This is a genomic window from Paraburkholderia sp. MM5477-R1 (assembly GCF_050436385.1).
Taxonomy (GTDB): domain Bacteria; phylum Pseudomonadota; class Gammaproteobacteria; order Burkholderiales; family Burkholderiaceae; genus Paraburkholderia; species Paraburkholderia tuberum.
In genome coordinates, this window is record NZ_JBNDMC010000001.1 from 198,724 (window position 1) to 212,821 (window position 14,098).

At 60.6% G+C, this 14,098-nt stretch carries 12 protein-coding genes; all 12 read left to right on the plus strand.

Annotated features, from left to right (window positions below; translation table 11 throughout):
* Positions 1-9: 9 nt before the first annotated feature.
* Complete coding sequence (locus OKW35_RS00990; protein ID WP_429550979.1) at positions 10-1,335, plus strand: vWA domain-containing protein; 1,326 nt, start codon at positions 10-12, stop codon at positions 1,333-1,335.
* A 1,015-nt stretch (positions 1,336-2,350) separates the two neighbouring features.
* Positions 2,351-3,400: a CpaF family protein gene (locus OKW35_RS00995; protein WP_429550980.1), complete on the plus strand. Its 1,050-nt coding sequence runs from the start codon at positions 2,351-2,353 to the stop codon at positions 3,398-3,400.
* A gap of 12 nt (positions 3,401-3,412) precedes the next feature.
* Positions 3,413-3,766, plus strand: coding sequence for a TrbC/VirB2 family protein (locus OKW35_RS01000; protein ID WP_429550981.1), 354 nt, complete (start codon positions 3,413-3,415; stop codon positions 3,764-3,766).
* A 1-nt stretch (position 3,767) separates the two neighbouring features.
* Positions 3,768-4,076 (plus strand): hypothetical protein, encoded by a 309-nt coding sequence (locus OKW35_RS01005; protein WP_429550982.1) that lies wholly within the window; start codon positions 3,768-3,770, stop codon positions 4,074-4,076.
* Positions 4,070-6,532, plus strand: coding sequence for a VirB4 family type IV secretion system protein (locus OKW35_RS01010; RefSeq protein WP_429550983.1), 2,463 nt, complete (start codon positions 4,070-4,072; stop codon positions 6,530-6,532). The genes OKW35_RS01005 and OKW35_RS01010 overlap by 7 nt, the downstream gene beginning before the upstream one ends.
* A 29-nt stretch (positions 6,533-6,561) precedes the next feature.
* Positions 6,562-7,329: a type VI secretion protein gene (locus tag OKW35_RS01015; RefSeq protein WP_429550984.1), complete on the plus strand. Its 768-nt coding sequence runs from the start codon at positions 6,562-6,564 to the stop codon at positions 7,327-7,329.
* A 45-nt stretch (positions 7,330-7,374) separates the two neighbouring features.
* Positions 7,375-8,379, plus strand: a complete 1,005-nt coding sequence (locus OKW35_RS01020) for a type IV secretion system protein (RefSeq protein WP_429550985.1) — start codon at positions 7,375-7,377, stop codon at positions 8,377-8,379.
* Positions 8,376-9,731, plus strand: a complete 1,356-nt coding sequence (locus tag OKW35_RS01025; RefSeq protein ID WP_429550986.1) for a TraI domain-containing protein — start codon at positions 8,376-8,378, stop codon at positions 9,729-9,731. The genes OKW35_RS01020 and OKW35_RS01025 overlap by 4 nt, the downstream gene beginning before the upstream one ends.
* A complete protein-coding gene (gene traD / locus OKW35_RS01030; protein ID WP_429550987.1) occupies positions 9,728-11,599 on the plus strand; it encodes a conjugative transfer system coupling protein TraD in 1,872 nt (623 codons plus the stop codon). Before OKW35_RS01025 ends, traD begins: the two co-directional genes overlap by 4 nt.
* Positions 11,600-11,609: 10 nt before the next feature.
* Complete coding sequence (locus OKW35_RS01035) at positions 11,610-12,128, plus strand: hypothetical protein (protein WP_429550988.1); 519 nt, start codon at positions 11,610-11,612, stop codon at positions 12,126-12,128.
* Between the two features lie 200 nt (positions 12,129-12,328).
* Entirely contained in the window at positions 12,329-12,943 is a 615-nt protein-coding gene (locus tag OKW35_RS01040) for a DUF4400 domain-containing protein (protein WP_429550989.1), read from the plus strand.
* Positions 12,944-13,227: 284 nt separating this feature from the next.
* On the plus strand, positions 13,228-14,097 hold the full coding sequence (locus OKW35_RS01045; protein WP_090812846.1) for an ATPase: 870 nt from the start codon (positions 13,228-13,230) through the stop codon (positions 14,095-14,097).
* Position 14,098 lies beyond the last annotated feature (1 nt).

The window sequence follows — 14,098 nt, forward strand, 5'->3', positions numbered from 1 at the left end:
GGGGGCTGTATGGATCGCACTGTGACGTTACAGGGCAATGGCGCGGTCTATCCGCGCATTTCCAGACAGCGGACGGAGCTTGTCCTGTCGCAGCCTTTCTTCGGTGCTCTCGCGCTGCGCCTCAGAATGGTCGAGGACCGCTCTGCGAAGACGTGCTGGGTGGACGGGGAGTCGTTGGGTTACAACCCCGCCTACATCGATTCGTTGACCGACCTCGAACTGCGCGGTGTGCTTGCGCATGAGGTGCTGCACGTGGCCAACGGTCATTGCTGGCGTCGGGGGCCGCGCGAGGATCGTCGCTGGAATGAGGCCTGCGACTACGCGATCAATCCGATCGTGCTGTCGTCTGGGTTTGTATTGCCAAAGGGCATGCTCAACGCTGCGCGCTTCAACGGAAAGTCCGCCGAGGAGATCTACGGCGTGCTGACCCAGGAGGCGAAGCAGAAGCAGCCGAAGCCTGACTCGCAACCGCAGCCGTCACCGCAGCCGCATCCTGATGGCCAGTCGTCGGGGTCAGCCGGGAAGGGGCAGGGTGACAAGCCGGGCGACAAGGCCGGTGAGAAGCCAGGTCAGGGGCCGGACGGCAAAGGTGGCGGCTCACAGCCACCGTCGCCGTCTGGCGGGTCCGGCGATCCGGCAACGGAGCCCGGCTCGTCGTGTGGCGAAGTCCGGCAGTATCAGGGCGCGGACAAGCCGGTGAAGGAGGCCGAGTGGAAAGTCGCAGTCGTGCAGGCCGCCAAGGCTGCGCAGATGCGCGGCAAGCTGCCCGGTGACCTTCAGGCAATGGCAGGCGAGGCGGTACGGCCGGTAGTTGACTGGCGCGCGGTGCTTCACCGCTTCGCGCAGCAGTCATCGCCAACCGATTACAGCTTCGCCACGCCGAACCGCCGGTATCTGCATCTTGGGTTCTACCTGCCCTCGCTGCATACGCCGGCAGTTGGCGACGCGGTTTTCGTGAGGGACTCCAGCGGCTCAGTGTTTGACGAGACGCAGGCCCAGTTCGATGCGGAGATCCTGTCGGTGTTCCACACGCTCAAGCCCGCCCGGTTGATCGTGATGGACTGCGATACGCGGGTCACACAGGTGCAGGTCTTCAAGCGGGGCGACTCGCCGGAGATCAAACCCGTGCGCGGTGGAGGCGGAACAGCGTTCACCGATCCGTTTAACCGCGTGGCGGCCGATGGTCTGAACCCGGCGTTTCTCGTCTATCTGACGGACATGGTCGGATCGTTTCCGGCGACCTCGCCGCACTACCCGGTGCTGTGGGCGTCGACCACGCCGCTCACGCGGGCACGCCGGGCGCCATTCGGCGAAACCGTCGAGGTCATCTGTTGATCGCTTTAGATCTTCTTCAACCCAACCCGGCCTTGTGCCGGGTTTTTTTTCGGTGCGCCAGGCATGGCGCGCAGCGCCGTGAAAGGCGCTATCTGGATCGCTGTGGTGGCGAACTGGATGACTTGGGGGTGAGAGTCCCCTACACACCCGGCAAGGGGAAGTGTTAGCGGACGGCAAGGGTGTCCATCGTGAGGTGGAATCTGAAGGAAGCCGAAGGCAAAGCGCTGGCCTGACGAACAGGAAGCGGATATCAGGCGGTATGGCGGGGTGAGCAGGCCGAAATCTGTAAAGCCCGATACTTGCACGGAACGCCATGACGTAGATCCGACAGGCATAAGCGTGAAGGTCGCGCGTATTACCCTGGGAGATCTGCCATCCTGCCTTGTGCTACTGGCATCGAGAGGTGTCGGAATGGGGTGGCAGAAGTCAGCAGAGGTCGTAGTAGCCGTTGAAACCGGAGCGGCGAAGGGCCAAACCTGTCACGAGTGGCAAGTCACGCGTGATCTCTGCGTATCTGGGCAGAAGCCTCGGCCACGCCGGGGGCCTGCAGCCATGCTGGAGGGGCCGGAAGCCCCGAGAGAGGCTGAGGTGTCCATCGGATGCCAGGCGACACGACGCACGAAACAAGCTCACGCCGACGACCGATCCGGTCCGAGGCTGACGGGAAACGCCGGATACGTGGACCGTACGTCCGGTGTTGTGGGAGGACGGCGGGGGCAACCCCGCCTCCTACCCGATTCCACTGCGCCGCAGGAATCGCGAAAGTCAGTCACCGTGCGGCGGAAAGCTATACCTTTTTTGGGGTCTTTCTTCGGATAGCCCCGTAACGCGTTATACGGCGCCGTCGCGAAGGGCTGTGCACAATCGGATCCGGAGCTACCACCACGACCAAAGCATGACCGCTTGCGATTGGCGCACACCGGGAAAGCCGTGTGATTTTGTGGCCCTTTTGAAGCCCGTCCAGCGAGGCCAGCGAGAACAATAGTCGCATGTTAGACCGCCCACAAAGCCTCGCATGCACGACCTTGACGACAACCCGTTGCTGAAGCTGCAGCCGCTGAAGGCGGAGGCCGTCGCGATGTTTTTCGAGGCGCTGAACCCGCTCAAAGAACTGCTCGATGCGCCCGACCTCGCGGAAATTATGGTCAACGATCACCGCAACGTATGGATCGAGCACCGGGGTGTGATGTCGCGCGTGAACGTGGATTTGCGGCCCGAGCATCTTGAAGGGGCAATCCATTCGCTGGCGTCGTCGGTAGACAAGTCGGCGCACGCCGGCAGCGACAAGGGAATCATCAACGCGGGCCACAAGAATCTGCGTATCGCGGCCGTGATGAACCCCACCGCCATCGACGGGCACGCGCTGAGCATCCGTAAGCATCGCGAGACGAAGTTGACGCTCGAGGACTACGTGAGCATGGGCGCGTTCTCTGCGGCAAATGCGCGCCCGGAAGAGGCGGAAGCAATCAGCTTCGAGGAAGGCATCCAGGACGAGGCGCTCATGCGCGCACTCAAGGCGCTGGTGCAGTCGCGTAAAAACGTTCTCGTCGCCGGCGGTACCTCGGCGGGCAAGACGACGTTTCTCAACGCGATGGTAGGCGTGATCCCCGAAGATCAGCGGGTGATTACGATCGAGGACACGATGGAACTAAAGGTTCAGGTTCCAAACCGCGTCCGCCTGTTGTCCAACGCCGATACGAACGTCACGACACAACTTCTTGTTGCGCTGTGCCTGCGGTTTCGTCCCGACCGCATCATCGTTGGTGAAGTCCGTGGTGGCGAAGGCTACGACCTTCTCCAGGCGCTCAATACTGGCCACGACGGTGGCCTTGCCTCCCTTCACGCCAATAACGCGCGCACGGCACTCAGCCGTCTCGAAAGCCTTGCGATGCTTGGTATCCCGCCCGGTTCCCGCTGGGAACTGGACGACATGCGCAAAAACATCGCTGACTGTTTCAACTATGTGGTGCATTTCAAACGCACGGGCGAGATGCGCCATGTCTCCGAAATCCTCGAAATCCGGGGCTTTCGCAACAACGACTATGACCTACGACGGGTTTTTTAACGGGAGCAGGAAATGAAGCAAGGAAAGTTTTTCAGCACAGCCGCAGCGGTCGCGAAGAAGCTGCGACCGGGCAAGCCACTCATCGTCGGTGCTCTGCTGAGCGTGGCGTCCGCCGCAGCAATGGCCGCTGGCGACTATTCGTCGCTCACCGGCCTGACGGACATCATCTGCACGATCAGTAACCTGATCAGCGGTCCGTATCTGTATGGCATCGGCATCATCCTGATCGTGATCGGTGGCGTTGCAGTGGCAAATTCCGAAAGCAATATCGCGAAGACGTTTTCTGTGGTGCTGGTGGGTCTCGGTATCGCATCGGTCGCTGTGCCGATCATGCGTGACCACTTCCACATGGCCGTAGCCTGCTGATATGCGCCAGCACAAGGTCAGCCGCGGGCTCTCGTTGCCACGCCAGATGGGCGGGGCGGACCGGATGCTGGCGATTCTCAACGGCACGCTGACGGCGCTGCTCACCTACACGAGCTGGACCCCGTCGTTTCTGGCGCTCGGCATCATCGTCCATTTCTACCTTCGGTGGCGTAGCTCGAAAGATCCGTGGTGGCGGCTGGTGATGCTTATCTATAACCGCTATCCCGACGTGTATGCGCCTGAGCCTCACGGCAAGTTCAGTGTGCGCTTCAAGCGCCCCTACGGTTTTGATCAGGACCTTCCATGTTGAGAATGCCATTCACGAAGCGTGCGGTGCAGGAAATTGCGCCGTGGATGACGCTCGTCACGCCTGAGCTTGTGCTCGACAAGGACGGTTCACTCGTCACCGTTTTCGAGTTTGATGGCATCGACGCGGATACACCGAACCCAGGCGACATCACGGCCGCGCGCGACAACCTCGATCACGCATGCCGGAATTTCGACCACCGTGTCACCGCATGGTGGCGGGTATCGCACCGACGCATCCGGGGCGGCATCGAAGGCGAGTTCGTGAATGAGGCGGATGCGCGCGTCGATGCGATCAATCAGGAGAACATTGGCAGCGGCAAGTATTTCCGCAACTCGCATTCGCTCGCACTCGCGTTTACGCCGGAGACGGGCCTCTCGCGTGTTTTCGACAAGATCGGCTATCACGTGACGGTGGGCGGAAAGAACGTAGCCGTCGCGATGTTCGAGGCCGCAAAGGATATGGTGCTTGCCCGCAGCGCCTTTGTGTTCGACCTCACCAAGCTGCAGAACGAAATCAAGCGCTTTGAGGCGGTCATCGACGGGTTCACGGGCGGTGTGACGCGCCTGAAAATGAAGCGGCTACAACTACAGAACGTGCTGTCCTTCCTGCATCAGCGTGCGAACCCGAGCACGCCGAAGCGTCGCATGCGCTATCCGGTCACGATGCTGGACACGCACCTGACCGAGACGCAGGTAACCATCGGCGCCGAGCAGTTGATGTTCGATTCTGCCCACGGCAAGGTCTACGCGCGAATTATCGGCGTCAAGGAATGGATGGGCTTCCAGGAAGCGGCGCTCGATGTGCTGTCGCAGGTCGATGCGGAACTCGACGTTTGTGTGATGTTCCGCTTCCTCGACACCTCGCGCGCGAGCGCGTACATCCGCAAGATCCGCGGCTTCTACAAGGCAGCCGCGTTCAACCCGGTCGCAATCATCAAGCAGTGGGCCACGAAGGAAGAGCAGAAAAACGACGAAGGCCGTGAGCAACTGGCGAAGGAGGCGAGCGAGGCGCTTGCCAAGCTGGAGGCAGAAGGCCAGCAGTATGGTTTCGCGAACATTTCGATCATCGTCTACGGCAACACGCCCGAAGAATGTGAAGACGCGACGCGCCAGGTCGTCGGTGTCATTGGCAATGCAGGCTTCGGCGTGATTGCCGAGAAAGACAACCTTTTCGCCGCCTGGAGTTCGACGTTGCCCGGGCGCTGGGACCAGCAGAAGCGCCTGCAATTCGTTGAGACGGCCGCCGTCTCGGACATTGCGCCGTTGTGCAGCGTGGGAGAGGGCTCAACGCTCAATGAATGGCTGACACAGCAGTCCGGCAAAAAGACGGGACCGCTGACGTGTCTACCCACGCGTCATCGCACGCTACAGAACGTCGATCTGCACCACCCCGGCGGCAAAGCCCATACGCTCGTGGTTGGCCCGATCGGCGCCGGTAAATCGGTGCTGCTCAATTATCTGATGTCACAAACCGGCCGGCACGGCGCGCGTCGCATCCGCTTCGACAAGGATCGCTCGACCCGCATCCCGACGCTGCTCGGCGGAGGGAAGTTCATCGACGCGACCGGTCGCTTTGAGGCGGCAACGTCGGTCAACCCGCTCTCCCTGATCGGGGACGAGAAACACTGGTCGTATGTGGCCGAGTGGGTAAAGCTCGTCATCGAGGGCGAGGACTACACCTGCACCCCCCAGCAGGAAACAATTATCTTCGAGCGCATCCGTACCCTTGCGAAAGCCTATGGGCGCGAGAAGTGGCGGCTGACTGGCCTGATTACCCTGCTGCCAGACGATCTCCGCGAGCGGCTGGCCGTGTGGACCGAAGGGCAGAAAAACGGGCGGTTCTTCGATCACGTAGACGACGGCTTTTCACTTTCCGATGACCTGTCAATCGAGATGGGAGACCTGTTCCAGAATTTCCCGGTGGCCGCCGCGCTGTTCATGGACTACGCGTTCTACCGGATCGCGCAGATTCTCGACGGCAAGCGCTATACCGTCATCGAGATCGAAGAGGCCGGGTTCTTCTTCACCTACCCGAAGTTCTATGCACGGCTCGAAATCTGGGCTGTGACCATCCGTAAGCTGAATGCGGCGTTGCTTATGGCAACGCAGTCGCTCGGCCAGCTTGCGCGGGTGGCCAACTTCGAGATCATGAAGGAGAACATCCCGAACATCATCTACCTGCCCAACAGCGACGCGATCAACAACCAGACGCTGTATCGGGACATTTTCGGTCTGACCGAGCACCAGATCAGGATGATCTCGAACGCGGTGCCTAACCGCGACTACCTGTGGGTGACGTCGACCCAGACGCGCATGCTGCAGGCGAGCTTCCCGAAGGAATCGCTTGCCTATCTGCGCTCGGACGGCCGCGCACAGGCGATTCTCGACAAGCACGTGAAGTCGGGCGTCGACAACTGGCAGGACGCGTATGTGCGCGACGTCCTCGCGAACGCATAACGTCAGTCTTACTCCCGGAAATGCTCACCATGATCAAAACACTGCTCCGCACCGCGACGGCGACGGCCGCGCTGACCTTCGGTCTCATGCAACAGGGCCACGCCCAGCTTGCCGTTATCGATCCCACCAACCTGGTCCAGAACACAATGACTGCGCTCGGCGCGGTCAAGGGCGAGGTGTATCAGGACACCAACCTGGTCTATCAGTATCAGATGATGCTGAACCAGTTGAAGCAGGCGACCAACCTGAATCCCGCCGCGATGCTCGCGCAGGCGACCTCGATCACGAACGACATCAGTAGCCTGACCAAGTACACCGACACACTGAAGTCCCTGTATGGCGGTCTGCAATCCAACGCTGAATACGCGACGAAGGTGCAGGCGCTGATCACGCAGTCCGGCAAGACACCGACGCAGTGGTTTTCTGACCAGAGCACGCTCATCAACAACAACGACCAGACGGCCAAGCAGATGTTCCAGATGGGCAACGACGTCATTTCGCACGTGAGCACCCTTGCCAAGCGCCGTCAGGAAATCCAGGACCAACTGAACATGTCGCCGACTGCGGAAGCGACAGCGCAACTCACGACGCACCTGCTGGATATCGTCGCGAGTCAGAACAGCGACATGCTCCAGATGATGGCCTCCAAGCAGCAGGCAGATAGTGTGAGTCAGGCGCAAACAACGTCGAGCGACCAGGCAAACAACACTGCCAAGGCGGCATTGCAGGCTCAACTGGATCAACAGCGCGCGACCTACAACGCGACGATAGGTTCGTCCAAAGTACTGGGGCAGTGAACCGTGGCCATTTTTTCTCTCAAGTGGCTGCGCTGGCTGTTGCTCATGGTCTGCCTGCTCGTCACCACACTGGCCGCGCCCGCTGCGTTCGCAGACGACAACATGACCCTTCCGGACGGCTCGACGCTGTCGACCGGTTCCCCAGCTACGGGATCGTCGACGAGCGCGAAGCCTCTGACAAGCGCCGATGGGGATTTCGGGAAAGGCTCGACCGACGCGGTCAGCCAGATTCAGGGCTTGCTCGGAGGCATCATTCCCGCTGCTGTAGCGGCTAGCGCAAGCGTGATGGACGAGGCGAACAAGTTTGCGTGGGGTCTTGGCGTCATATCGCTTGTCCTCGTCGGCGTCCGCTTTTCGGGAACGCACCATCCGATCTCGGCATGGGTCAATCTGTTTGAAGAAGTGGCAGTGCTGGGCATCTTCGTCGCGCTGTACCTCGGGTACTCGACGTCGGCGGCCGGTTTCTGGACATGGTTCGAGCAGCTGGCGACGCACATATCCGGCGGTTCAAGTAATAGCATCGGCACCCAGTTGGCGACGCTGGCGGGCACGATGTTCGATGCTGTGAAAACGCGCTTTGTCAGCATCAAGCTCCTTACGGACCTGACAGGGACCGTTGTTGATGCTATTGGACTCTTTCTGGCGTTCATCGTTGTGCTGATCGCCTCGATCGTCTTTTCCTACTACAGTGCGGTGGGCCAGATTCAGGCCGCAGTGGGAATTGTTCTAGGACCGATCGCGATTGCGCTGGGCTTTTCGAGCTATACACGAAACTATTTCATGAAATGGCTCGACTGGATGATCCATTCCGGCATGTACGTTGTCATGGTCGCGGTCCTGATCAGGCTGCTCGGTTCCAATATCGCGACCGCGGTCCAGAAGGCCACGAATGTCAGTGGCGCGACGGCCACCGGCGCCTACGCTTTCGATCTTGCCGTTTTCATTCTGCTGCTTTCGTTTGAGATCCCGAAGCTCGCCGGGATGTTCGGCAGTGGCGCTGGCGCGACCGGTACCGGGGCGCTCAAGCTCGCCCGGAGCTTCATCCCATGACCGCCTCCCATCGCCCAGCTTTGGCGAGCGACTTGCTGATTACGCATGCCAAGCGTATCGAGCTCGTACGCCAGTGCGCCAACGAGAGCACGGAAGCCGACTTCGAGCGGAAATGGCTTTCGGTGCTTCGCCGATGCGCCGCCTGGTTTTCGTCCATGCCGCTTACGCCTGAATTGCATGCGGAGCCGGGTGGCGCTTTCCGCGCGACCATCGAGTCGACCTTTTACGCGATGCGCCTCGCGGGTGGCCAGAAGTTTGCCGCCGACATGACGTCAGATAAACGCCGACGGCTGGAGCCGCAATACATCTATGCGGTGTTCCTCGCCGCGGCCTGTTCGTCGCTCGACGAGCCATGCAGGCACTTTGAGATGGTCCGCGTCGCCGATCACACCCCATGGAGCCCGGCGGCACATGGTGCTTTCGGCAACTGGATCGGCGACGGAGACTATGTAGTGCAGCGTCGACCGGCTCCGCTGAAAAGCGAGCGCATGCGTACGGCAATGTTCGCGCAGACTGTTATCACGCCCGAACTGCTGTCGGGGCTTGATAACGCAGTACTGGCCGATCTCTTCGGCGCGATCAACCCCGAAAAAACTCCGCAGGGCTTTGAGGCGCTGGTGCACAAGGTGGTGCGCCAGGCGATGGATGTTGCCGTCGAGTTCGAGCGCAAGGCGCAGCGCGGTGTCTTCGCGCCTGTAAAGTTTGACGTGCCGTCCGCAGTCCATGTTGCGCTTGAACTTCAGCCACAGGTCGCGCCGGTCGCGGCCGCACAGGATCAGGGTGGCGCAGCGGTGGCACCGTCTGCGTCGGCGGCAGAGGTAGCCACTTCTCCTGTCGCACAGCCGGCGGCGTCACCGCCGGCACCGGCCGCTGCTCCCGTTTCAGGCGCGGTGCCGGGCGGCCCACAGCTTTCCCAGTCGTTGCTCGATGCGTTGGAGCGCAGCGAAGCCCAGACCGCCACCGCGGCCGCGACTGGACCCGTTGAACCTCCCGTCACAGCCGCGCCTGCGGTTGACCCTTCACGGATGGCGGGGGGAACCCCGTCAGCCGCGAGGCAAACGCGTACCGGACCAACAGAGGAGGAGCTAACTGAGATCCTGGGCCCGGGCTCGGCTATGCTGCGGGAGTTCTTCCGCGCGCTCGCCGGCGACGTTGCAGCAGGGAAAGCCAAGGTGACGTGGGAAGAGAAGGGGTTGGCCGTGCAAAAGCGTCTGATCGGCGGCTACGGGATAACGAGTGACACGCTCGTTGAGCAGTTGAGGAAGCGCACCCTCCTGCTGCGTGCAGCCGGCAACGACATCTGCATCGTAGAACGTGCGGGCCGTCTCATAATGGAACGGCCTGCGGCATGAACTACATCAATCATTTCCGGCCGATCTACGAATTTCGCCCACTCATTGTCTGGCCGATTGCGATCGTCGGCATTTTCGCGTCCGGCATGCCCTACGGATGGGCGTTTGCGCTGGCCTGCCTCGCGATGCTGGCCGTTCGCGCGGTCCAGGTGTGGCGGGCGCTCAGCTTTCGCATGGCGATCTCAACGAAGTGGCTTAGCAAGATCCACATCAGCAAGCTGCTGGAGCTGCAGCGCAGGATGCGCGAGCGCGAGGACTCGATGTATCTGGGGACGGGCTTTGAGTGGACCCAAAAGCACACACAGATCGCGCACGACATTCTTCGTATGCCCGTGACGGACATCCCGTCGTTGCCGAAGTGGCTGAACAAGACGGAACTGGGTCGAAAGACCGAGGCGCGTATCGAACGTCTTTTCGCACCGGGCGACAGTATCCGCGATCGCATGCCGCAGGGTTCCTCGTGGATTCACGGCATGGAGCCGAAAAAGGTCCGCGTGCCGTTTCACTACAAGGCGATGGGCGGCCATACGCTAGTCGGCGGCACGACCGGTGCGGGCAAGACACGCACGTACGAAGTGATCTCGACGCAGGTCATCCACAACCCCAAAGACGTGCTCATCATCGTCGACCCCAAAAACGACGATGACTGGAAAAAGCGCGTTGAGAAGGAGTGCGCACGCGCCGGTCGCAAGTTCCTGTACTTCAATCAGGCCAAGCCGCACGAGTCGATCCGCCTGAACCCGCTTGAGAACTGGTCTCAGCCGTCGGAAATCCCGTCGCGGATCGCGCAACTGATGGAAGAGGGGCCGTTCCGCGACTTTGCGTTCCTGTTCATTGACCGTGCGGTGAAGGGCGAACTGTACGTTGGCGACAAGCCGAATCTGCGCTCGATCCTGAAATACGCGCAGTCTGGCATCGGCACGTTGCTGGATCGCTCGCTGCGCCGCTTCTTTCTCGAAAACGGACTGTCGAACTGGGAGGAGTTGACGGTCGCCCAGACGGTCAAGGACTCCGTTCGAAAGAACGACGTTTCGCTCGTCGATGGAATGGCGAAGCTCTACATGGACCGCTTTGCGGCGCAGGATCGCGGACACGAAACCATCGACGGGCTGATTGCTACGCACACGCACGACCGCGAGCACTACATGCGGATTATCGCCTCGGCGCTGCCGTTGCTCCAGATGCTTGCGACCGGTGAGACTGGTCTTATGCTCGCGCCGAAGGCCGACGATTTCGAGGACGAGCGCGAGATCTGGGACATCGACAAGATCATCAAACAGAAGGCCGTGCTGTATATGGGCCTCGACTCGCTTTCGAACAATATCGTCCAGAAAGCGATCGCCTCGATGGCGCTGTCCGATGTAGCGGCCGTGTGCGGCTCCATCTACAACTTCTACGCGGAAAAGCCCGACGTCGTTCTGATCATTGACGAGATTGCCGAAGCGATCAACGAACAGGTCATCCAGATCCTGAACAAGGGACGCGGCGCGGGCTTCAAGGCGTTTGTCGCATTCCAGGCGCGCGCCGACCTCGAAGCCAAGCTCGGAAACGCCGCCAAAATGCTGCAGGTTTTGGGCAACCTGAACAACCAGGTCATCCTTAGACTTGAAGATAGCGATACCGCCAAGTGGTTCTCGGACAAGGTGGGGGAGACAGCGATTCGGGTGGTGAACATCTCGAATAGCATGAACACCACGACCGAGTCGCATGCAATGGAATTCAGTGGATCCCAGTCACGCACGCTTCAGCTTGAGAAGGTGCCACTGATTCCCATGCCGCTGATTCATCGTTTGCCGAACCTGCAATATTTCATGCGCATCTCCGGCGGTGCCGTCTACCAAGGCCGAATTCCCATTATCGAAGGCTGAACTACACAATATGTCCGCTGTTTTCAAAAACATCATTCGCGATCACAAGCTCTCGCACAAGCTGATTCCCGTGTTCAATGTTGCGCCGGATCTGGAGCTTGCGTGCTCGCGGGTTGCCGACTTCATTGGCGAGCGCTTCGTTGGAGACTCAGGGCCGCTTGCGGCAGAAATGATTGAGTCGGCGCTGGCAGGTTTCAAGCGGGCTAAGCGCACGGGCGATCAGCACGTGGCTTTCATGCAGGGACTCTTTGAGCCGGCCAAGTCGCTCTATGCGCGTCGTTATGTGGCCCGCCGGGGTGACAAGGTCAGCGTCTGGTCGCCCATGCTCGAGCCTATTCCGGCATTTGAAGAGCGGCATCAGAACAGCGAGCTGGAAATGGTCGATGAGCGCTGCCCGGAACACATCACCGAGCGCACCGCAGCTTTCCAACTGGCGTCGCGCGTGCTGCAGGGCGAGGCATTCCGTCGCTACTTTGAGGAATACGATGTCGCTCACCGTTACGATAATAGCGAAGTTGTCGGGGGTTGATTCGGACATGGCCCGGCGCGCGCTCAACACTGCCAGCGCGTTTGACGAGCCGGACGCGACCCCGCCAGAAGAATTCACCTGGGGCGCGGGAGCCCGCTGCTACGCGCTCGCTTCAATCGTCGTGAACCGCCCCCATCTTTTTTGGGGTGGATTGCTAGCGATTACCTCGATCCCGCTTCTCGTCGTCGCGAGGCTGATCCATGGCTAGCCGGTTCGGATCGCACCTGAAAGTCTGGTTCCTGCTTGTGCCCGTCCTGTCGATCGCTATAATGCCCGCGATACCGGACAGGAAACTGTTCGAGGTGCCGGACGTCGAGACTGAGTCGCTTGTCGCGTCGGTCGGACAGGACAGAGCAGACGCCGCGGTGCGCTCGGCTAACGAACTGTTCAAGCGTTCGTTCGTGGACAACGGGCTCCTTCACCGCACGCTGGCGGCGTCGGGCAATGTCGGCGGTCTCAACGACGGCGGCATGTCAACCTTCGCCCACACGTGGACCGAAAACTTCTGGCTGCTCGCGTACAGGGCGATGTTCCGTGCGATGGTGATGAAGATGTGGATCGGGGGCACACTGTGCTTCGCGCTCGGCATGTTTATCGACGGTACTGCGCGCAGGAAGATCAAGGCCGCCGCGGCCGGCTTCGTTAGCCCGCTTTCTTTCCATCTCGCAGGCCACGGACTGCTGATCGTCACGGGCACGCTGTTCGGCGTGCTGCTCGCGCCGGTACCGGTGCTTGCCGGCTACTGGCTTGTGGTTGCCGCGCTGCTTGGCGCACTGCTCTGGAAGGCCGCCGAGTCGTTCCAGTCGGCACGATAAATTCTCCGAGAAGCAGGTTGGGGTTTCCGACCTGCTTTCACCGTTTTCCCTCCCATTTCAGCGTGCATTCCGCTCGACTGCTAATCCGCTAGCAGGCGGATGTCTCCTGTCGCCTGTTGTCTGTGGCCGAAAGCTGGGCTTCGCCTTAAAAGCCGTCTGAAATAACGCGTGTTTCGGGAGTTTCGCGCCCCGCCACGCCGCAACAATTGTGCTGTGGGGACGCGTGGCGCGCACCCAATTACCAACGATCAAACGGACACTGGTCCGACCTGGGAGAAACTCGCATGAGCACTGTGGCAGAAACCGAACTCGACAAAGCTGAAACGGCAGGCGCTCTGGCAGCGTCCGATGCGAGCGTACTCGCGCAAGCTTCACATGCCGACCACGAGCCAAGGCTTGATGGCGCCGAAGAAGGCGAAGGCGAGATCGAGCGTGAACTGAGTCAGATGGAAGCGGACGCCGACCGTCTGCAGAAAGAGGGTGTCATCTCGCCCGACGACGCCAACATGAAGCGCGCCGAAGTAGCGAAGACCCGCAAGGCGTTCCGCGATCTTCCTGCGAGCGAGCGTATCTCCATCATCAAGCGTCGCCGTGAGATCGGCCGGCAGTTGATGGAGCGTCAGCTTTCCGGCGCGGCAGTAGTGCCCGCGCAGGTGCGCCTGAATCACACACGCCTGAAGCCGCTGTTTGAGCAATGGTGGCCGTACCTTAACCGCATGAGCGTGAACATGCAGCGTTTCGGCGACTCGACATTCGGCGAGAGTGACAAGAACTCGGTCAACAGCTTCTTTGAAAAGCAGATCAAGTCGATCGAGGAGTATGTCGACGAGGCGTTGCGCGTGGCCGTGGGCTTTCGCGAGAAGAAGGAGGCCGAGCTTCGCGAGGGCGGCGAGTTCGTGTTCGAGCCGTCGATCCCGATGCCGGCGCTGGACATGACCGTCGAGGTGTATTCGCGTTTCTCGATGCGCGTTCTGTCGGCGATCATGAAGTTCGACAAGGTGATGGATCAGTTTGATTTCATGGTCTGGAACGGCATTCGTGACCAGTCTGACGTCGATGACGAAACGGTGCACTTCCTGAAGAAGGTGAACCCGCTGGGCGTTCGCGGTTACATGACGCACCTGCGGCTGATGACCACGGTCCGCGGCCTGTAAG